Source organism: Mesorhizobium sp. NPDC059054 (assembly GCF_042739215.1).
Taxonomy (GTDB): Bacteria; Pseudomonadota; Alphaproteobacteria; order Rhizobiales; family Rhizobiaceae; genus Mesorhizobium.
Genome location: NZ_JBHYHV010000006.1, coordinates 472,417 through 493,225 on the forward strand (window position 1 = coordinate 472,417; position 20,809 = coordinate 493,225).

Genomic DNA, 20,809 nt, shown 5'->3' on the forward strand with positions numbered 1-20,809 from the left:
TGCTTCATCGAAGTGCTTTCCCTGTCCCACCGTTTTGGCCGGATCACCCTTTGTGCCAATACGGTGATAAATACACCTTACCAGGTTGAAAATAACCCTTCATGTGGTAAAGACCACCCGCCTGTCGATTGTGGCCGCATGGTCAGTCCACGACAGATTCGAGCCGCGCGAGCTCTGCTTGGTTGGTCGCAGCAGGAGCTTGCAGACAAGGCGATCGTGTCGGTCAATGCCCTCGCCCGGCTGGAGAACGGCAAGGTCGATTCACGGGTCAGCACGCTGCAGTCCATCGAAGCGGCACTGACAAAAGCCGGCATCCTCTTTCTGCCTGCAGGCCAAAGGGGCGAAGGTGTCCGCCTCTTCGACCCAAAGGCCTGAGCCTGCGGTCGAACTGAGCAGCCGAACGAGCAGCGCAATCATCGCGACCCTCCCCGATCGGCCTGAGCGGCCGCCGGCTCAGTCAGCCCGCCAATCCGGACAATGTCTTCCAGGACGGACCGCAGCTGCGGCCAGGGAAACTCCGCATCGTCCTCGCCAGGCCGCCCTTCGGTCAGCACAGCATCCAGCTTGGCCACGACACCGGCAAGCGATGCTGCCGGTGTCTCAGAGAACTGCTCGAGCAAATTCAAGGCACGCGCACCCGCCACGCTTTCAGCCCGCAGCGCCGCCTTGTAATCCTCTTCCCGCCCTCCCCCGAATCTCAGGTCGGCCTCCAACCGCTGCTGACTCCGGCACAGCTGCTCAGTTATCGCGTGAGCCGCTCGCCATTCGCACCACATGACGATCGCAGGATCAGACGCTTCGCCGCCTCCCAAATTATTGGGCGAATACAGTGTTGCCGCGCGACCCGCGATTGCGTTCGTGCGGATGACGCGAGACAAAGTCGTGGTATTGTCGGAATCAGCCATGATCCGAGCTCCAGACAGCTTAGATGTGGTCAGGCTAGGCCCAGTGCGCCAACACTGCGTCTAGCCGCCTCAGACCAAAGGCCCAAGGGTAGCACTGATACCTTTGGATCATAACGGAATGATCTAAAGGGATCAAGCAGAATTGGTAACAGCGGCACAAATGCGAGCGGCGCGAGCGCTGATTGGTCTCTCTCAGGCAGAACTCGCTCGCCGAGCCGGCGTTTCTATTCCGACGATCAAACGGTGTGAGAGTGACAGCGCGCGCGTGGCCGCGGTGTCTGATGAAACACAAGCTAAAGTTCGAGAGGTTCTGGAGTCTGAAGGTGTGGAATTCACCAACGGCAACCATCCTGGCGTCAGATTACTTCGCGGTAGTTCTTAACGCTTAGATGGTAGTTGCTCTTGAAGGTGAAGGCGGAGCCACATGAGACCGTGCAGGTGCGACGCGCATCGCGACGACTTTCGCCTGCGCTGAAGGACTATTCTAGCTAACAGCCCGAACGAAACAGAGCGCACGCAGGACACTCCAAGAAGCAGGCAGGCCACGCCGGGACGCGGGGCTATCCACCTCCGACGAGCGGTCAATGCGTGAGCCATCTTCTCTTCAGAGATTCAGGCCGCATGCTGTCGATAGCGTATAGCTCGACCGACATGCCTACTCGACTTTTCGTCGAGTTTGCTGTGAGGTTCCGATTGGGGTGGGACCTACTTGGGCAAGCTTTCCAAATCGGGTTGGCTGATTGCGGCTGTCATGGCGCTTGGATGGTATGGCAGCGTTCGCGATGCTGCGCGGCCACGGCAACCGCCGATTGCTACGCCGTCTGCCGCACCAACGGCCGCGAAGCCGGAAGCCACGGCAACGACGCCACAACCCTTCTACACAACCCCTTCACCGAGAACACAATCTGAGGAACGACTGTTCACAACGAGAAAAGTGAAGATGCGAGTAGAGGCTTCCGTCGACGCGGGCGAGCTCGCCATTTTGCCAGCCGGAGCTCAAGTTGTTGCTCTCGGGCGACGAGGCGATTGGCGCAGTGTTCGTTTGGGGGCCGTACGGGCTGGATATCGTCCCGCTATCTCTCTCCCGACATGCCAAGGCGTGCCGTCAGTCCCGTTCCAGCAGTGCCTCGGCAGATGACCCGTTCCAGCAACCAGCCGGCCCGGAGTGGTCAACCGGTGAGAAAGCCAATGGTGGGACGCTGCGATTGCCCTTACGACCTGATGCGCAATGGACGTCTTTGCGGTGGACGCAGCGCGTATAGCCGCCCGGGTGGTCGAAGCCCGATTTGCTATTTGTAGAAGCCCTGAAGATAAGGAAGTATTGTAACTCCCGCCGGAACGGCGCCAATCAAAAAATGCAGCGCATAAAGCGTAGAAGCCCCGACATCCGCAGCTGTGATCCAGCTGGCGGGGCTTCGAAGCAAATTCGCGTCCGCGAGATCGGTTCAACGAGGCGGTCTAAGGAGCGTTAGTATGCGACGGCGAAGCCGGGACGCGGGACAGCCCGCCTCCGACGAGCGGTCAATCTCCAGCCCTTCGATCAAACGTCCGCAATGGGGCCGGGAGCGGTCCGTCAGCTTTCGGCTGCAGCCGTGTCTATTGCTGCCGTCCCGCAGCCGACCCCATTGTTACCGTTCGTCGCGCTTCCGACGACACCCAGAACAAGACCATCGGCTTGTGGTCATGCCAATGAGAACTCGGCCGTTTCAGAGCGTGTTACGACGAAGGGTTGCTACTCGCAGCTACTGGGTCGACGGCACCCAACGATGCAGTTTCGGATGCTGTGCTGTCCGGTGTCGAACGATCCTGACCCTGCCAAACATGCACTGGTACAGGCATACGATAGTGGCGGCAGGCAGTTAGAAGGATCGGCGTCAGATTGGTTCGAACAGCGCTGACTCGCTCATGCAGCGGGTGCTCCTTCATCACGCGATTGAGGAGATCAAAAACGGCTTCGAGCGATTCGTTGAGGGGTAGACCTAGTACCGAGAACCCATGATCTCGATCACCGTCCCAGAACACATCATCCGTTCGGTCGTCCGGAACCCAGATTTGGTGCGTCATTTGCGGAGCGTGTTCTAGCAACGCGCTGCGCAGACGCTCTGCGCGTTCTTGGTCTCCCATCATCGCAAGCCAAGCGAGAACGAAGGTATAGAGGATCCCCGCTCGCGTATGCTCTTCGAAGTATGAGTCACTGCGGTCTTTGGGATGGACGAGGACGTCTCGATATACTGTCGTCGGCGTCGGATAGTGCTGCCGTAAGCTCAGCCCGTTGCATAGGCGATCGGACATTCCACGAATGTAGTCGGCGACGTTTTGAAGACGTCCGCGCACGTCCGCGAGACGCATGAAGAGGGCCAATTCGATCACGAAGTCGTCGCGAACGGGGAGGATGAGCGCCGGGTTCGCGTTCACTATCCCGATTGCTAGGTTAAGTACCTTATCAGCCTGTTCGTTCATCGCTTGGCCGAATGTTTCGTCCTGCCCGGCGCTGAGTGCAGCCAACCACAGTCCGTGAAGCGACAACCTCCCCAGCGTCTCGAACAGTGCGATGTTGATGTCGACTGCGTTGCGTGAATTTACGGCCATCGAAAGCGCGTAGCGCTTGTCGGCAAACGGCCCAATCTTCTCGACGAGAAGAAGGTGAGCGATGATGATGTGAAGTTTAACGACCTGATCGAAATGAGCAAGCCGCTCCTGTCGCGTTGAATCTTTGTCCAAACGGGTGCCATCGCAGTGCGGCCAACTGCGTAGCAGCACCAGCTCAGATGCTCGATACGCCGCCTCAAGGTTATCGGCGTCCCGAGCCCATACAAAGAGTATCCAAAGGCACAGGTAAGCCTTGCGTAGCTGGCGTGTGCGCTCTGTCTGGTTTTTCGGCTCAGCGAAGATGGCATTGAGCAAGTGACGGAAGTGCCGATAAGCGACGTCTGGCTGATCAAGCATCGCGAGCGCCTTCTGGAACACCCCCCGGTGTTCGCTCTCAATTAACTCTGCACGTAGCATGCCGCTGAGGATCAGATCCGCGAGGCGATCTCCGTTCCATTCGGCGAAGTGAACGTTGGCTTTCTCGTTTGCACGGCAGAAGCCGCTCCATTGGGCACGAACATCCTCGCGCATCTCGCCGCCCATGCAGACACAAATGACGATGGGCAGATTCGTCAGGTGAGGCGGGATTCGGTTGGGGACATAGTCATCCAGAACCTCGTTGAGCGAGGGCCGTACGGCCTGCTGACCGGTATCCCAATGCTCGCGCGTCAAATCGCCGGACTTGATTGTGAAAAGGAACAGGCTTCGAGCGCCGTTGCGATCAGGATTGGGACCGACTGCAGCGACGTCGACACCGGCTTGCCGCGTGCCACGGCGGGGACGGGTTAGAACTTCGAACCCGCTCTCAGCCAGAAGATCGGGCAGAATAGCGTCAAGTTCGTCGCGTTCGCGCAAAGAGCGCAGATAGTGCGTCACGACAAGTTTCATCGCTGTTCCCGCGGCTCAAGCTTGAAGTGGAAAAGCATGTGGTCGAGGCCGACCGGGTCAACGATATTGAGGATGGGCAACTCGGACGAGATCGAGAACGATTTCATCTCGATTTCAGTCAGATGGGTGGTGCCGTCACCAGCATAGATCGGCGTCAAAGACGAGCGGCCGTACAGGATGTATTGTTTGGTGAAGAGATCCTCAAGAAAAGATTTCCGGCGCCCCTGTTCCATACCCCGTTCCATCTGTTCGTGCCACTGAACTCGTTCCGCCTCGCGCTGCGTTTCGCTGGGGTGCAGTCGACAAGACGTTCGATGCCCTTCATCTCGTCCTGAAATGCGGTTTTACGTGCGAGCAGTTTAGCGAGGCCTGCGCCGTTCCTTCCGCCGTCTGTGACGTAGCGCTTAAGGTAATTCTTCAGCGCCCCGCCATAGCTCAGCAGCAGGGGATCGTAGATCAGATCGAGGACGTCATTCGCGATATCCGGAGATCCATCGCGAAGTACCGCTAACGGGATAACAACTGCGGCCAGCGGATCGATGAAGAACCATCCAACGGCCTTACGGCAGAGGAAAAGTTGGTCCGACGGGTCTGGTGGAAGCGACGACGTGGGGATGGAAAAAGGAGGGTCATCGTTCCCGACACCGCAAACTTCGCTAGCCACGCATTTGCGAGTGTGCGTGCCCCCGTTCAATAACCAGAATACGACCGCGCCACCGAGCACGTCAGAGCCTGCATTTTGCAACGCGTGGTAGGTGCTCTGGAACTCGTCCAGCGTAATCCGCCCCTTTGAACGATCGATCAATTCACCAAGTAGACGCACCACACGCTCGACCCGCCCGGCGCCGACGAGTTGATATGTGGCATGGTCAATGTGCGAGATCGTGCCGGTGTTATCTGGTTCAACGTGGGCAACGGCGTCGAGACACAGGTTTATGGCGTTCTCTGCAAGGCCTCCTCGGTGGAGCCAAAGCAGGTCTGCCGCAAGGTGAATCGCGAGCGGACTGCGCGTCTCAAGGGTCCGGCCCAATTGTTCATCGAAAGCGGCTGGTGCGGTGTCTTTTCGCTGTGCGGCAGCACGGTAGCCCGCCTCCAGGGACCGGAGGGCAGTGTCCTGATCTGCGCTGGACGCCGCTTGAAGCAGGGTGTCGAACACCTCGCCGTAGCGTTCACCCAACTCCATAGCACCCAAGGCCGAGATGGCCGCGAGCTTCGCTTCTCGCTCGTCAGCTCGCGCGAACATAAGGGCTTGTTCAACATCAGCGTTCATTCGAAGAACCGTGAGTAGTTGACGCACGGCAAGCTTGTCGCCCGCACGTGCAGCTTTGTAGATCTTGGAAGGCCTGTTTGGGTCCTTCTTCGTCCATTCCCCAAACGCAGTGCTCGGGGCACCTGCAGCCAGATCGTTGCCGCCTGCATCTAGCAGACGTCCGACGAAGGCGAGAAGGACGTCCTGATTTACGTTCAGAAGGGGTAGAAGATCGCACAGAACGTGCTGGACGAGGAAGAAGCTCGGTCCTTGCAGCTCCGCGAGCGCCTCCTCCATATGAAGATCAATCGGTGGCGCGTCGGTAGCGTTCAATATGGTCGCGAGCGTCTCGAGCAACGCAGAATGGTTATCGTCCAGACGCCGAAACTCCCGATCCGCGACAGTACGAACTAAGCCACCTGTGCGGAGTTCCGTAGCCAATTCCGTCTCGTCTACCGGTGTCCCCTCTGTTGCCATCGGTCTACCCATTGGATCCTTTGTTCCCAGAGGAGGTTACAAGATTCGCAAAGTCGATGAAGTTGATGCGCGCGCCTACCGTCTATTTCGCACTCACCGTCACCGCAGCTGTTGGATTGTCCGCTTTCGGATCACGATAAGAGATCCTGGAAGGGCCGAGATATAAAGTAGACCGCGATGTTTCGTAATACGGCTCGGGGCCGTCTGCTGTCTGTCAGGTTCTGGCGGAGACATTGAGAAAGCGGCCATGCTACCGGAGCGCCACGGAAACCCGCAATATACGTGCGACCAGGGCGACTGCGTGTAAGATATGCGTCAATGGCCGTGGTAGTAGCTTATCAGCGGCGGATGTTTTGGGTCATTTTGAGTCAATCGACGCTCCATGTGGTCATCGAGCGTCGATGGCGGCTCAAAAAAGGTTTGGTCGATCATGATACATTGCCATGACTTAAGTTCGTTACTTAATAGCCTGTAAAGCTCCGTATAGAAATTCTGAAATATCTCCGGGTTTATGTCCGGGGTGATGTTTTTCATCGGTGAGTCGATGATGATGAGTCGTGGTAGCGGCAGATCCCGTTGCGCTGCTGTCTGGTGCAGCGCAAGCGCAAAGCATATTTTAAATAGCACCATCTTCCCGCCGGAGCCGGCGTCGCTGAACGTCCAAGCAAGGGATTCATTGCCTTTCGGATGCACGTAGGGAAACCAAGTGCGCTGGTTCAGGAAGACTTTGTCGTCCGCCTTGATCTCAGGAAAACGGATCGCACGAAGCAACGCATGAAAGTTTTTTTCCAGCGCATCGACGTTCTTCCGCCCGTCCTCGAAACGCCCCTGTTCGGTCTGGATGTTCCGCTCAAGCTCGCCTATCCGCGCTGAGAGCGCATCGGCTTCTTTCATCTTGGCTTCGACTTCGCCCGGCATGCCCATAATGCGCATCAGAAGGCGGCGGCGTTCCCTGATCTCGCCTCGCCGGCTCTCCAGCCGGCGGGCGCGCTTCATATATTCCGACTCCACCTGCCTGCGGGCAGCATCCACGCGTCGCTGGGTATCGGAGCGCCGGGTGGTGAGAATGCCCAGTTCTTCGGTCTGCCGGTCGTGCGCTCTCTTCAGGCGCTGCACGGACCGTTTCAGGTCGTCGATGCGGTCGGACAGGTCGCGTTCCATTACGGCGCTGTCGCTTTGGAAGCCGCCGGGAGCTCCTTCGAGGTCCGATTTACACAACACGCAATGCGCTCCATCACTTTTCCGACTGACCTCCGTGCCGCATGCCGGACAGGCATGAAACGCCGCGCCTTTCAGCAGTTCGGACGCGGTTGAGGAGCGGGCGACCTTGAATTTCATTGCCAGGAACTCCGCGATGAGCGACTCTTGTTCCTTCAGACGCTGGTCGACATCGGCGATCGCGGTCGCTTTCGATGCGATGGCATCAGAAAGCGCGGCGATCACCGCCTGATCCTCTTCGGTGACGGTCGTAGCGTGGAGATCGTTAATGTCCTGGTTTTCGATCTCGTGATCGAGTTTTTCTTCTTCATTGTTTAGCTTGTCGATCTCGGCTTCGATCATTGCTTTTGACGCAAAATCGTACCTATGGAGAAACTCGTCGATCTGTCTGGCTGCTTCGCGCATCGTACGCTGTTCCTGCCGGGTCTCGGAAAGCTCGGCCTGCAGTTCATTTAGCCTATCGCTATGAAATCCAAGAACGTAGCGTAGTACATCCTTCGACTTCTCCTGACGAATAGGTTGGTCGAGAAGGAAAAAGCTGGAGTCCAGATCCGGCTGGTCGAGATAGCAGAATTTGTAGAAATCTCTGAAACTCAGGCGCTGAAGTGCCGACTCCGGATCACCCTTGCGCTTGCGGACTTTCAATACCGGCATGCCGAGCGTGCGTAGGAGAAAATCGCTGTAATTGTAAATCTCGTCACCTACGATGGGCACTTCGCCAGCAGCAAAGGGCAGATTTTCGCGCCCGGCCTCGCCGTCACGTTCCCAACTCACTTCAACCGAGGTGATCGTATTGGGGTTGCGCTCGATCAACACAGCCGTGTCGCCGACGACCGCCTGAAGCTGGACCCCCACAAGCTCACTCTGGACAGCGGGCGTCTTTTGCAGCGAGCCGCCAAGGCAGTAATCGATCAGCTCCGCGATCGTGGATTTGCCCGTGGACATTTCTCCGTGGAAGAAAGAAAGCCGGCGGCCGAAGCGGACACGTTCCTCGCTCTGCTTGCAGAGCAGGACAAGGGTTTCAATCAGCAGGTTCATCGGGCATCCCCTGTAAACGCGATCCCTTCGTTGAATTCGAGAGATGTCAGTTCCGGGAACTGTTCATAGATAAATTCCATCAGCGCGCGCGCTTTCAGGTTGAGATGCTTCTTCAACAGCGCTGCCCTTTCATAGACCCGCGAAAATCCAGGCGATTCGATCAACTTCTCCGCGAGATCGCTGCCCTGCGATGTGAGGTCGATATGTATTGTACGCCCGTCGGTGCGCACGACCGCAAGGCGGCGAGCGACCAGAATGTTGAGGAAGCGGCGATATCGGTGATCCCACGGGCCGTAGCGGTAGCGTATCATTCGCGCTTCGATGGTCAGCCGTTCAAAATCGTCCACCGGAATGTTCTTGGCAGAAACCCCGCGCGCGATCAGGGCTTTTTCCAGGCATGACGGATAGCGGAGCAGGAAATCGAGTTTCGCCAGCTTGGTGATGCCTTCGATCGCTGGGGCATCCGGTTGCGAAAAGGCTTTGAGCAGGACGATAATGCGGGCAAGGTGCACGTCCTCGTCCTTGTCCAGGGCTGTGACGATCTCGACGAGGTCCAGGCTCATGGCGCGTCCCCGACAGCGTTAAAGTGCGGCGACCACCAGGTCTTGCATTGCTGCGTAAGGAGACCCGCGGCGCCTATCAGGTGCTCGGGGCGGCAACCGTGGAGTTGATCGCGATCATCCCTGGCGCGGGCCATCAGGCGTTCGGCAAGCGCGCCAAACATCGCCGAACCGTAAGGCTCACCGCCCTTCTGGGCGACGGCATGCGCCTCGGCGGCTTCGAATTGCACCGCCGCGAGCACATTGTTGTAGCGCTTCGTGGCTTCGTCCACCCCGTACTTTCGGCTCCATTCGAGGAACAACGCCTCGAAAGAGCGGACACGATCCTCGATGTTTGTGACACGGCCGGCCTCGACGCCGCCCTTCGCCAATTTGCGGAATGCGATCACCAAATCGGAGGGTGCGTCCGAAGGCGTCACCAGCGTCGAGACGTTGATGTCCTCGTAGGGCTTGGTGCCGCCCTTAAGCCGATCAATGACAGCGAGAACGTCGGCTTTGCAGATGCGCTTGCCGGCGAGAAGCTGGTCATCGACCGCTTGCTGTAGGTCGGTTCCTGGAGCAAACAACTCTGTTATCGGTCCCCGCAGCATCTTGGCCGACGCCTCGCGCGCAAGCTGGACCAGCGCCTTCGCGATCGCGGCGACTGTGGCATAGGGCAGTTGCTCCATGCCGGGACACTGACAAAGCGCTTCCTGCACGTCGCTGCTTATATGGCTGACCTCCGCTTCGTGCCCCCGAGTGGTCGTCCTTGCGAGGGTGGCGGCAACATTCTGGGAGCTGAGACCGGTGCTAGCGGCTATCCCTTCGACGTAGCGGCGCAGCGGGCTGTTCTCTCGAAGGCCCTTGATGCCGTCGCGATGCCGGAGCGAGTCCAGGAGCCAGGGGAGGTTGTTCGGCGACTGCTCATTTTTCCAGAAGGAATGGTTCGTCGTAAGGTCAAAGCCTTGAAAGCAGCCAGGGAACTTTTGGTCGAGCAGGCAGAATTTCCCAAGCGCGTTCGTGACCTGTTCATCGCCGGCCTTGAGCGGCGCTAGCGTAATTCTGCGCGTCTTGATCTGAGTGCCGATGAACTTGCCGCCACCGTTCTTCAGCAGAAAATCTTCGTGATTCTCGCAGATGATCTCAACGCAGTCGCCTTCTCCGGAAATGAGACGGATGGCGTTTATCGCGGCGTAGGCATGCTGATAATCAAACCGCGCGGCCACATCGTCGCCAGGATCAGCTTTATCAAGAACAAGATCGGGAGATTTCACGACGTCAGCACATACCTCTGTTTTTCACCATCCATTTGAGCATGCTACTCCATAAGTCGTACAGCAAGTACGATCGCAAGTTGTAATCTTCGTTATCCTTTATGCGTGGTTCGGGAGGACTTCACGAACCGAACTGACCGGCATTGCGTTGAGACGTCGCGGCTCTTCCAGCCGCAGGCATTCCACCCGACGTGTCCGCTTTCAGAAAGCTGCAGTGCTGATCTCTACGTCCGAGTTGACGGCGCAAAGCGGAAAGTCAGCTTTGGTTTCCAGATCAACAGCGCAGCGAGGTCGCGCGCCGTTGAAAGGCAATCAAGTCTTTCGAGCATCGCCATTTCGGCTTGCTTGTCGGAAATAGCCGGAGAACTGCTCTGGCAGAATCTATTCCGCAGCTCTCCACGCCAACGTCAGAGTATGATAGCATGTATTAGACAGGCCTAATGTGGTTTCGAACCATGGGGGGGCGGTATGGGCCGGTGCGGTTGGTTCGTTGTCCTGATGGCGATGTTCGCAGGTCCCGGCGCGGCTTCCGCGTTCGAGCCCGCACCCGGCGTCGTGACAACGCTGCAACCTACCTTTGTCTGGGAAGACGGCGATCAGTTCGCCAGCTACCGCCTGCTCTTCCGGAAAACGGGGGCCGCGGTCGCCGACCCGACTGTCACACTGAACGCAGACGACCCGACGATCTGCCCCGGAAACGGGGAGTGTCGGTTTGGTTCCGCATCGGCCGGCTATCCGGCATGGGACGCGGCAGATTACACTTGGGCGATCCGGGCCACGACCCGAACAGGCACCACGGTTTGGTGGGGACCGAACTTCGCCCCGTTCCACTTGACGCCTGGCCTGCCTGATGCGCTTTCGGTCAACTGGACTGGCGATGAGATCACGGCGACCTGGCCCCAAGCGGCCGGCGTCTCTGAATACAGGGTTACCTTCGAACACGGTCTGTTCGCGCCGGCGACAGCAGAAGTTTCCTGCAGCACGGCAACGTGCACCCTAACGCAAAATGTCTCCTACATTCCCTATGGCACGGTTCACGTCAGGCTGCGCAGTTGCCGATCGGATGGTTATTGCTCGCCTGAGCCCCGGTCCACCGACGCTCTCCGTGGCTGTCCGCAAGTTCCCGCAGCACCTGTAATTATCGCCCCGACAGCTGCGGCGACCGTCTCCAGCCTGGTCGCGCTCCAGTTCAGCCATGTCGGATACGGCGAAAGTTATCGGGTCAGGATTACCGATACGACCTCCGGCAATCCGGTCGTCGAAGAGAAAGTCGAGTATCCACAGCTGGCCTGCACGCCGGGTTCATGCACCCGCCTCTATCCGCTTCCTGCCGGCCATTACCGGGCCGGCGTCTCAGCCTCGTGCGCCGCTGCTGTCGGGCCTGAGACAAATGTCGACTTCGTCACCGACGGCAGTAGAGCAGCGCCACAACTGCTTTCACCGACGGCGGGATCAACAACATCGGTGTATCCGCTGGTAGCCTGGAACAAGATCTTCGGCATCGACCGCTATGAGGTGATCTTCAATGAGAGCTCGGGCGGCGCAGTCACTAAGGCGGTGACGGTTTGTCCCGAACCGGAAATCTGCGTGTTTGATCCGCAACAGGCGGGCCTTCCTCCGATCGAGGGGAATTTCACCGCAACGGTCCGGATCGCTATGGCGACCATGCCGCCAGCGGCGCCAGTCGCGTTCCATGCCAGCTTCGCATATGTCCCTCCAGCGGCCACTGAACTCAGTCCGATTCCCGGCAGCCGACTTCGCGACGTCCCGACGGTTGGCGTCAGTTTCAGGCTTGACCCGCAGGTGCCTCTTGTTTCAGTCGAGTTGGTCGACACGGGCGGCGCCACGCTAGCGACGAGCGGCCGCGTACAGCGACTGTCATCGTGCAAACCGCAGTTGGCCGAGACGCTGTCACTGCTCTGCAGCTTCCCTTTTTCGCTCAGTCAGTTCGGCACACATCTGGTCGCCGCAAGAGCTTCGACGCCGTCAGACACAACGGGTGGCGTAACGACCCAGACCGCGAACAGCGATTTCGATCGGTCAGTACCTGTGTTCGGCAATGTGGATAAGGCAACCTACAGCATCTATGCCCAGAACACCCAGTTCCTCCCGTCATCGCCATTCAACGGAGATGGCAGCAACGCCTACTTCCAGAGCGACACCAGCCGTGCCGATTTGTTGGCTGACTACATCCTGAAGAACAAGTTCGACGTCGTTGCGCTGAGTGAAGTCTTCACGATGGACGCCAAGCGCCAGCTGAACTTTCGCCTCGGCTCTCCCTATTCCGGCGTCAGCCGGATCGACACGGCCGGCCGCGCTGACGAGATGTCCTATGCCTCGATCGTAGGCGGGTATTTCGGTGGATGGTGGCTGAATGCTCAGGTGCCCGGCGGTCTATTCGGGGCGAGCAAAGTCATCGCAGACTGGGCCGATGAAGCCAATTCCGGCCTGGCGATCTACACCCTCTTCAGATTCAAAGAGCATCCGACCGAAAACTGGGAAGAGAATTCCCGCTGCACCGATAAGACGTTCAACGATCTCAACGACGATCACGCGGACTATGAGGACGGCTTCAAGATCAGCGACCGGGTCTGGTTCCGCCAATATTGCCACGGCGCCGGCAATGATGATTTGTCGGCGAAGGGGATCGCGATCGCCGAGTTGGAGAACCCGGTCACGGGCCTGCCGCTGGTGATCGCCTGGTCTCATACCCAGGCTTACACCACCGACAAAACTTTCTTCGAGCTGTCCACCAGCGATTATTCGGAAAGCTACGAGGATCGCGCAACCCAGGTGGAAGACAACGCAGGCCCAGCGGTCCGCTATGTGGTCGACCGGATGGGGACAGCGCCCTTTGACGCCTTCATTCTCGGCGACTGGAACATCCCGAGCCCGGCCGCAGCCGCGGACCTTCCGCGCAAGCATCCGAACCTTGCGACCCAGGATGATGGATGGGCGAACCCTGTCAGGATGTACACGGCGCCTCCGGGTGCCGACGACCCAAACAATCCGAAGCTCAGCGCGCTTGTGGGCGACGATGCTCCCAATGACGGTGCCCGACTGTTCGGGCAATATTGGGACTATTTTGATCCACGCAACCCAGGCCGGACGTTCACCGGTTTTCACGATCTGTGGCTGGAAAATCCAGCCGGTGACCCGGGGTTCACCTTCGATCCGAACAGCAACAAGATTGCCAAATGCCATGAATCGGGTGAGCCGTGCCACGGCACGGGCGCACTCGACAAGGGTGCACGCTACGACCAGGTTCTCGCCCGCTTTCACGCGACGAACATGCCCCTCGCCGGAGCCGGCAATGGCCAATACCCCGGTACCGGCGTACGAGCCTGGGGCGATCGCACGAGTTGCGTCCAACATGTGCGGCTGGCTCGGGATTTCGGTTATAGCGACCATTGGGGAACCATCATCGAGGTGGGTCCGAGCGCGCCATTCTGCAACACGAACACCGCCAAGGCCGACCCGCATCTTTGGCGTTTCCCCGTGAGCGCCCCGATCCCGGCTGACAAGACCAAGGATGCCGCGGCGGGCCGCCACAAGGGCAGCCTGGCCTATGGCGGCGCCAACGAATGGTTCCATTTCAGTGAAGCCGGCGGCTTCGATGTCATCGTGGTCAACAAGGACGCGACAATCCCCGCGCTACGCGTCGACGCCTATGACGCTCGCGATATCTCCACCATGATCCCGGTCGCCGACGCCGAGCAAAAAACCGATCAGACGGTGAGCCAGACATGTCCTGAAGCTGTCGAGTCGATCGGCGTCGACGGCTATATCCCCGTCGAATGCGCCACGGCGGAAAAGCGCATCACCTATCGCAGCCCCGGCCCATTCTTCATGCGCATCCGGGCGGCATATACGGATGGGTCACTCTGCGACACCTGTGCCGGTGAGTATCAGGTGATCTTTCGCAAGCGCACCTGCAAGGTCTACTGGGATGCGGTCCCTGTGGGCCGAGGCATCCCGAACGCAAGCGACCGCGGCTGGTTCGGTCAGGGCCAGCCGCGCTGCTGGTTCAGCTACGAACTGGCCAAGTCGACGCAGGAAGACGATCCCCAAACCCTCCAGGTCGCCGATGTCTTCGCCGACAATCAGGCGCTTTGTCAGGCGGCCGGCGGCCCATGCAGCAATCACTACGAGGTCCAGTTTTTCGACGCGGCTCCGGCAACCGACTTCACCAAATTCCCGGCCGAGCCGACCGTAGAGATCCATTCGCGGGAGGGCTTCGCGCCTGGAATGGGTGGCCGTTCAATCGTCACCGATCCGCAATGGTTCAAGCGAGCCGGTCCGATGAACGAAGGAGTGATGCCCGAAACCGGCCGCCGCAAGCTGTACGCAGTGGTCGAGCGAGGCGATAGCCAGGCCGCCCACGAGGCAGCATTTGCCTGGACGACCAACCTGATGTCGGTGACCTACCACGCGCTCTCGGTGTTCGACATAGAGGACGATATTGAGATCGAGATCGAAATCTGTTTACCCTTCATCGGTTGCATCATCGACGAACCGAAAGACCCTTTCGAGACCGAGGATGAGATCTCCACCCTGCTGTGGACCAACAGTCGAGCCCGAGAGAGCCTTCGAATACATGATTTCGGCGTCGACTATGCTGGAGGCAAAGGTGCCCGGTTTCCCAATGAAGCGCCCGGCGGCCTGCCCAGTGGCTGCAAAGCCTACCAGAGATGCCGCCAGCCAGACGTCGCTGATACGCTCGTTGGCACGACGGTCAACTACACCAGGCATTCGTACGCGCGGGTGCTGGAACTCGATTCTCCAACCTCCAACGACGAGGTTGTCGGTGACACCGTAATGTGCGGCGTCTCAGGCGCCGCTCCGTATTTCACCTGGCAGGCGACCCGGTACAAGGAACAATGGCAGGCTATCCTGGCCGGAGGGCTGGAGGCCCCGACCGCATTTGAGTTTTCCGACGACTGCCCCGACGACGATCCGCAGTTCCGCTACCGCCTGCAGGTAACGGTTCCTCGGATCCAATGAGAGCCGGCAGCAGAACGCGCTGCTCGATGGTTCGTCGCTCGGGAGTTCAAAGCAGCATCCGACCTTCTTACCATGGCAAGTTCGAGCGGAATGAGCTTGATCGGTCTACGATGGCCGCACCACCAGCAGAGCTGACGTCATCTCGAAATCGACAACGCTGCGCTAGAGGCGGCGTACTCGCTCGCAAATCCTAGTACCTCGCCGGCTGCCGCAACTGCGGACGTTCAAAGGCTGTCGTCGGCCACGCGGTAGACTGCCGTTCCTACGCCCTCCACAAAATCCCGACAGAGCTTCGACAAAAACACGATATTGCCTCCCTATCGTTTAATCGCATCTCTGACTGTCTTTTGACGGAAATCGAGTCAATTACGGCGGTCCACTCTATCCTTTAATAGAATAGCTGACTTCAGGTCCGATTTATTAACTGAAAGAGACAAGCCAGACGATTTTACTTTATTTTTCTGATGCTTACTTGATGCCGCTTCGAGATGAGGGAAAGCACGTGGCTAGAATTACCGTCGAAGACTGCATCGACAAAGTCGAAAATCGCTTCGAACTCGTCCTGCTGGCTACTCATCGCACACGCCAGATTTCCTGGGGCGATCCGATCGCCGTCAAGCGCAACAACGACAAGAATACCGTCGTCTCACTGCGGGAGATTGCGGAGGGAGTGCTTTCACCCGGTGATTTGAAGGAGAGCTTGATCCATTCTCTCCAAAGTCAGGTGGAGATCGACGAGGCCGAGGTGGCTTGTACATTTGGCGCGCAGGATGCGACGAACGAGGAATTTGACAGCGCTGCGGAAGAAGAACTGCTTGCGAAAATAGAAGCTCTGGTGCCGCCGCCGGAGATCACCGAGCCGAACTAAAGCTCACGCTTTCGGCATCCACGCCGGCCGCAGCCGTCAGTGCATCGAGCCTCCACCCGTCAACACCGTGCCGCCACGCTGCGTGCTTGTTCTACATCGAGGTAGCCACTGTGATTGTCGAACTTCTCCTCGGCGAAACAATTTGAAGGCTGTTTGGTTTGGATAGCATGCGTCAAGATCTGGTATCGGAACTGGTTCGGGCTGACCGACGCTGGCGTTCCTATGCCGAACGAAAGTTCCTGCGCTTCGATATTTCAGAAGCGCGCGCAATGACCCTGATATGGGTGTTGCGGCTGGGAAACGGCGTGTGGCAAACCACGGTGGCCAAAAGCATCGGTATTCGTGCAGCGACGCTTGCTCAGCTTGTCACGCAACTCGAAGCAGCCAAACTCATTGAGCGACGCAGCGATCCGACGGATCAGCGCGCAAAAGCTCTGTGGCTGACCGACGACGGTTCCGCCTTGGCATGCAGGCTAGAAGAACTGCTCAACGAACTCCGAACTGATGTGCTGGCAGACTTCGAAATCTCTGATCTCGAAGCAGCGATCAGAGTGCTGCGCGGAATATCCGCAAGCAAGCTCAAGCCTCATCGCTTCCAGCTGAAGAAGTAGCAGGTCTATCTTTCGTGGCGATGTGCCTAAGAAGTCGCTGCGGCAACGCCCCCTATTTGTAGCACTTGAGCCGCTCTAGCCCTGAGACACCGCTCGCCATTCAAAGTGACCCAATAGCGGCCTGATTATTCGTTCAGACACGCAAAAACCGTACCCTCCACAGCAAACGCTATGCCTTGTGCCTTCCTCCCATCGGCAGGCTCCGTGTCGGGGGAAGGCAGGGGAACTTTACCCCGGCACGGAGCCTCATCGACTGGAGGTCGATGTAACGCATTTGTAATTCAAAGCACCATGATTCACCACATACATCAGCAACGTTGTAATAATTTATTTGGTTAGCTTCCTAACTAGCAAACTTAAATTCGTTAGGAAGCAAATTATTATGTATCAATAGCGTCACTATTAGATAGATTCACGGTCATCGAAAAATGTTATATTACGATTTCATTTGCTAGCGATTGCGCTGAAATGTCATCGCTTCGCTTGAAAGGGCGTAGAGACGCTGCCTTTCGAAGACGTTATCGAAGATAGGAGTTTGAAATGAACATGAAGAGCCTTCTCCTTGGCTCGGCTGCGGTCTTGCTCGCAGTTCCCAGCGTGCGCGCCGCCGACGCCGTCGTCGTAGCCGAACCGGAACCGGCTCAATTCGTCCGGATCTGCGACGTGTATGGCGCCGGCTACTTTTATATCCCGGGCACGGAGACCTGCCTGCGTGTCGGCGGCTATGTCCGGTACGACATAGGCGTCGGCGAGCTCGGAAGCGTCCGGGCGACGGATCGCCTGAATGGAGGCAGCCACGATACCTACGCCAAGAATGCTCGCTTCGCCTTGAAGACGTGGACGGCCCAGGAAACTGAGCTGGGAACTCTGAAGACCTATACCGAAACGCGCTTCAATTTCGGCAATGGTTCTTCGGATCTCGTCGCGGGGCCGTCGGACCTGGCACGCAACAAGGGCGTTACCCTGAATTTTGCCTGGATCCAACTTGGCGGCCTGCGCATCGGCAAGGACGAGTCGGCTTATAACACCTTCATCGGTTATGCCGGCAACGTCATCAACGACGATTTGGTTCCGTTCGGTGAATACGACACCAACCTGATCAGCTACACTTTTGACGCTGGCAACGGCTTCTCTGCACTCGTGTCCCTTGAGCAGGGTTCGGGTTTCTCCAAGGGAACCCTTGAACGGAAAATCGGCGGTGTATGGCGCAGCGTTGAAGGGTCTGCGCTGACGACAAACCAGACCATCGACAACTATGTTCCGCATGTCGTTCTCGGCGCAAAATATGCTCAAGCCTGGGGCGCCATCACCGGCGTCGCAGCGTATAACAGCGCCTGGGAAGAATGGGCGGGCAAGGTCCGTTTGGATGTGAACGCGACCGACCAGTTGTCGTTGTTCGTCATGGGCGGCTACGGCACCGAAAAGAAGATTGTCCGGTCCTTCTACAAGCCTTGGGACGGAAATTGGGCGGTTTGGGGCGGCGGCACCTACAAGTTCAGCGAGAAGACCTCGTTCAACATCCAGGCGTCCTACGACGAAGGTAAGACCTTCGCCCTGGCTGCCAATGTCGCGCATCAGCTGGTGCCAGGCTTCACCGTCATCGGCGAAGTGGACTATGTCAACAAATCGCGCAGCAGGTACCACGCCAAGAGCGACGGCGTGGGCGGTGTTCTTCGCTTCCAACGCGATTTCTGACGCATAGCCGGCAAATCAAACCGGAACCCGTCAGCCAGGCTGGCGGGTTCTTTTTTGCCGTGGGACGGGCTCTCCATTGAAACGCGACCTGCTCTCGACCGCATTTCGACATTTGCCCGCGAATGAAGCGCCGTTATCGCGGCCGAACGGTCGTTTCGAAGTCGAGATTGCGCTGCTGTGCGATGAGTTGCCCCACAAAATCACCGCCGCGGCAGGTCTTGTTTACGAATTGCGCAGCCCCGGTGCCGATCCTGACCTACCATCAAATTCAGGCACCGCCGCCGCGCGGAACGCCATATCGCAGCCTCAACGTCGCTCCGGAAGTTTTCCGGCGCCACATGCGCTGGCTGGCAGCGCTCGGCTACCGCGGTCTCTCGATGCGCGACCTGATGCCTTACCTGTCCGGTGAGCGTACGGGCAAGGTGTTTGGCCTCACCTTCGATGACGGGTTTCAGAACGTTCTGATTCATGCACAGCCCGTGCTGCAGGATCTCGGTTACACGGCAACGAACTATGTCGTGGCAGGCCATCCAGGACGCTGGAATTTCTGGGACGCGGATAAGGGCGTTCCCGTTTCCCGCCTGATGAACCGCCACGAAATAGTCGAATGGGCGAACGCTGGCAACGAGATAGGCGCTCATACCGTCGACCACGCCGATCTATCCCGGCTCGCTCACGGCATCGCCCACGCACAGATTTGGCGCTCGCGTGTCTTGCTCGAAGATCTGATTGGCAGATCCGTCGAAGCCTTTAGCTATCCCTACGGGGCCTATTGGATCGAGCATGTCGAGATGGGGCGACTTGCCGGCTTTACCAGTGCGACAACAACCAATCGTGGTCGCGTTCGAACCGGCATGGACTTTTGGCAGTTGCCCCGGATCTCGGTCAGCCGGTCCACCAATTTTCTGTTGCTCGCTCAAAAGCTTTTCACAGCCTACGAGGATCGGAGGCGCGGTGTCCGACGCAGATAAACGTGCGCGTATCGCGGTTATGATCCGCCGCTTCGGTTCACAGTTCGGCGGGGCAGAGGCGTATGTCGAGCATCTGACCAACGAGTTGCGCAAGACCTACGACATTCATGTTTTCTGCCAGGCCTGGGCCAGCGATGCCCCCATACCGCACACCACCGTGCCTCGAACTCTTGGCCTGCCAAATTGGATGGATCTGCTCGATTTCACCTGGCGCTGTCAAAAACTGACCAAGAGCTTCGATCTGGTCCACTCGCACGAAAACAGCTGGCTTGGCGAAATCCACGGCGTACACGTGATGCCCGTCCGGTTTTCGCGTCTCCACAACCGACGTTCGTGGCGCAGGCAGCTTTCGACATGGAGCAGTCCCCGCCTCATTGCCTATCTGGTCCTGGAAGCGCTGCGTTACAGGCAGGCCAATCGACAATTCGTCGCCGTTTCACCGCTGACCTTGTGGCAAATCAAGGCGGCCTACCGGAAGTATCCGCATTTGTCGATTATCCCGCCGGGAGTGCATATGCCGGCCCGTCGGCTCGATCGACATGGCGCGTGCAGGATCTTGGATCTGCCGACGGACCGCCGCTACGCACTTCTCGTTGCACACGAACCGTTGAGGAAGGGGTTGGCAACCCTGCTGGGCGCTCTGCGGCACATAGATTCAGATGTCGATCTGCTGGTCGTGGGCGGGTATGACGGCACACCGACGATGGTGCGGAAACTGGCTGAGGCAGTCGGTCTATCTTCGCGGGTCCGAACATGGCCGCTTCAAAGCGATCTGGCAACATTCTACAGCGCCGCGGATATCTGCACCTTTTTCACTTCAGGCGACGCATTCGGCATGGTTCCTTTGGAAGCCATGTCCTATGGGCGACCGGTTATCATGAGTTCGAGCCGTCATTGCGGTCTGGCGCATTACGTCACGCACGGCGTGGACGGCTTGCTCGTCGACGATCCAAGGAACCCACACACTGCGGCAAGCGCGATCAATTTGTTGCTTGGTGACGAGAGCCTCTACGAGAAACTGTCGGTGAACGGCAGAAAGCTCGCACAGGACATGAGTTGGCAGAAGTGCGCGCACTTGCATTCCGCCCTGTACCAGCGGGTGCTGTCCGGGACCCGGATACGCGCCTGACGCCGGGCTGAGGGGCCCGCCGAGCCAAAAGCATCCGGCGCCCGAAGCGCCAGATGCATGCTTCCTTATTTGGGAGGCTTATTTCTGCATCGCAGCCCAGGCATCGTATTCCGCTTTGGACAGACCAGGCCCGGTTCCAGTGTGGGCCTTTACAAAGGCACCGTTGGAAACGCTCGGATAGGCGGCCTTGAACTCCTTCTCGGAGATCTGACCGTCCTTGTTGGTGTCGACTTTCGCAAAATCCACAACCTTGGCCGCAGCTGACGCGCCGGAGACTGTAAAGGTTGCCAGCATAACGAAACTGAGCAGCTTGAGTGTCGATTTCATGTTTTGCTCCTTAGCTATCCGATAGCT

The 20,809-nt window shown here is 58.3% G+C and carries 16 protein-coding genes; 8 read left to right on the top strand and 8 right to left on the bottom strand.

The window, feature by feature from the left end; all coding sequences use genetic code 11:
* The first annotated feature begins 12 nt into the window (after positions 1-12).
* Positions 13-375 (top strand): multiprotein-bridging factor 1 family protein, encoded by a 363-nt coding sequence (locus ACFWXH_RS26085; protein WP_379124260.1) that lies wholly within the window; start codon positions 13-15, stop codon positions 373-375.
* A 38-nt stretch (positions 376-413) separates the two neighbouring features.
* On the opposite strand, the gene ACFWXH_RS26090 is transcribed toward ACFWXH_RS26085, so the two are convergent.
* Entirely contained in the window at positions 414-905 is a 492-nt protein-coding gene (locus ACFWXH_RS26090; RefSeq protein WP_379124262.1) for a hypothetical protein, read from the bottom strand.
* A gap of 160 nt (positions 906-1,065) precedes the next feature.
* On the opposite strand from ACFWXH_RS26090, the gene ACFWXH_RS26095 reads away from it, so the two are divergent.
* Positions 1,066-1,287, top strand: coding sequence for a multiprotein-bridging factor 1 family protein (locus tag ACFWXH_RS26095; RefSeq protein ID WP_379124423.1), 222 nt, complete (start codon positions 1,066-1,068; stop codon positions 1,285-1,287).
* A gap of 1,334 nt (positions 1,288-2,621) precedes the next feature.
* Here the strand turns inward: ACFWXH_RS26095 and ACFWXH_RS26100 are convergent.
* From ACFWXH_RS26100 to ACFWXH_RS26125, 6 genes are all read right to left on the bottom strand, one after another.
* Complete coding sequence (locus ACFWXH_RS26100; protein WP_379124264.1) at positions 2,622-4,382, bottom strand: hypothetical protein; 1,761 nt, start codon at positions 4,380-4,382, stop codon at positions 2,622-2,624.
* On the bottom strand, positions 4,379-4,540 hold the full coding sequence (locus ACFWXH_RS26105) for a hypothetical protein (protein WP_379124265.1): 162 nt from the start codon (positions 4,538-4,540) through the stop codon (positions 4,379-4,381). Before ACFWXH_RS26105 ends, ACFWXH_RS26100 begins: the two co-directional genes overlap by 4 nt.
* A complete protein-coding gene (locus tag ACFWXH_RS26110; RefSeq protein ID WP_379124267.1) occupies positions 4,537-6,072 on the bottom strand; it encodes a hypothetical protein in 1,536 nt (511 codons plus the stop codon). The genes ACFWXH_RS26105 and ACFWXH_RS26110 overlap by 4 nt, the downstream gene beginning before the upstream one ends.
* Before the next feature lie 351 nt (positions 6,073-6,423).
* Positions 6,424-8,364, bottom strand: coding sequence for an AAA family ATPase (locus ACFWXH_RS26115; protein WP_379124269.1), 1,941 nt, complete (start codon positions 8,362-8,364; stop codon positions 6,424-6,426).
* The gene (locus tag ACFWXH_RS26120) at positions 8,361-8,876 is read right to left on the bottom strand and encodes a hypothetical protein (protein ID WP_379124271.1); all 516 of its coding nucleotides are present in this window, start codon (positions 8,874-8,876) and stop codon (positions 8,361-8,363) included. The genes ACFWXH_RS26115 and ACFWXH_RS26120 overlap by 4 nt, the downstream gene beginning before the upstream one ends.
* A 47-nt stretch (positions 8,877-8,923) precedes the next feature.
* Positions 8,924-10,177, bottom strand: coding sequence for a dsDNA nuclease domain-containing protein (locus tag ACFWXH_RS26125; protein ID WP_379124273.1), 1,254 nt, complete (start codon positions 10,175-10,177; stop codon positions 8,924-8,926).
* A 498-nt stretch (positions 10,178-10,675) separates the two neighbouring features.
* Between ACFWXH_RS26125 and ACFWXH_RS26130 the strand changes: the two genes are divergently transcribed.
* The 6 genes from ACFWXH_RS26130 (at position 10,676) to ACFWXH_RS26155 (ending at position 20,455) form a co-directional block, all read left to right on the top strand.
* Positions 10,676-15,181 carry a hypothetical protein gene (locus tag ACFWXH_RS26130; protein ID WP_379124275.1) on the top strand — a complete coding sequence of 1,502 codons (4,506 nt, stop codon included), beginning with the start codon at positions 10,676-10,678 and terminating at the stop codon, positions 15,179-15,181.
* Positions 15,182-15,683: 502 nt separating this feature from the next.
* On the top strand, positions 15,684-16,049 hold the full coding sequence (gene rpoZ / locus ACFWXH_RS26135; RefSeq protein ID WP_379124424.1) for a DNA-directed RNA polymerase subunit omega: 366 nt from the start codon (positions 15,684-15,686) through the stop codon (positions 16,047-16,049).
* Positions 16,050-16,216: 167 nt separating this feature from the next.
* Positions 16,217-16,660 carry a MarR family winged helix-turn-helix transcriptional regulator gene (locus ACFWXH_RS26140; RefSeq protein WP_379124277.1) on the top strand — a complete coding sequence of 148 codons (444 nt, stop codon included), beginning with the start codon at positions 16,217-16,219 and terminating at the stop codon, positions 16,658-16,660.
* Between the two features lie 540 nt (positions 16,661-17,200).
* Positions 17,201-18,355 (top strand): porin, encoded by a 1,155-nt coding sequence (locus ACFWXH_RS26145; RefSeq protein WP_379124279.1) that lies wholly within the window; start codon positions 17,201-17,203, stop codon positions 18,353-18,355.
* Between the two features lie 182 nt (positions 18,356-18,537).
* On the top strand, positions 18,538-19,326 hold the full coding sequence (locus tag ACFWXH_RS26150; RefSeq protein WP_379124425.1) for a polysaccharide deacetylase family protein: 789 nt from the start codon (positions 18,538-18,540) through the stop codon (positions 19,324-19,326).
* Positions 19,310-20,455: a glycosyltransferase family 4 protein gene (locus tag ACFWXH_RS26155; protein ID WP_379124281.1), complete on the top strand. Its 1,146-nt coding sequence runs from the start codon at positions 19,310-19,312 to the stop codon at positions 20,453-20,455. Before ACFWXH_RS26150 ends, ACFWXH_RS26155 begins: the two co-directional genes overlap by 17 nt.
* 78 nt (positions 20,456-20,533) lie before the next feature.
* On the opposite strand, the gene ACFWXH_RS26160 is transcribed toward ACFWXH_RS26155, so the two are convergent.
* Entirely contained in the window at positions 20,534-20,782 is a 249-nt protein-coding gene (locus ACFWXH_RS26160) for an EF-hand domain-containing protein (protein ID WP_379124282.1), read from the bottom strand.
* Positions 20,783-20,809 lie beyond the last annotated feature (27 nt).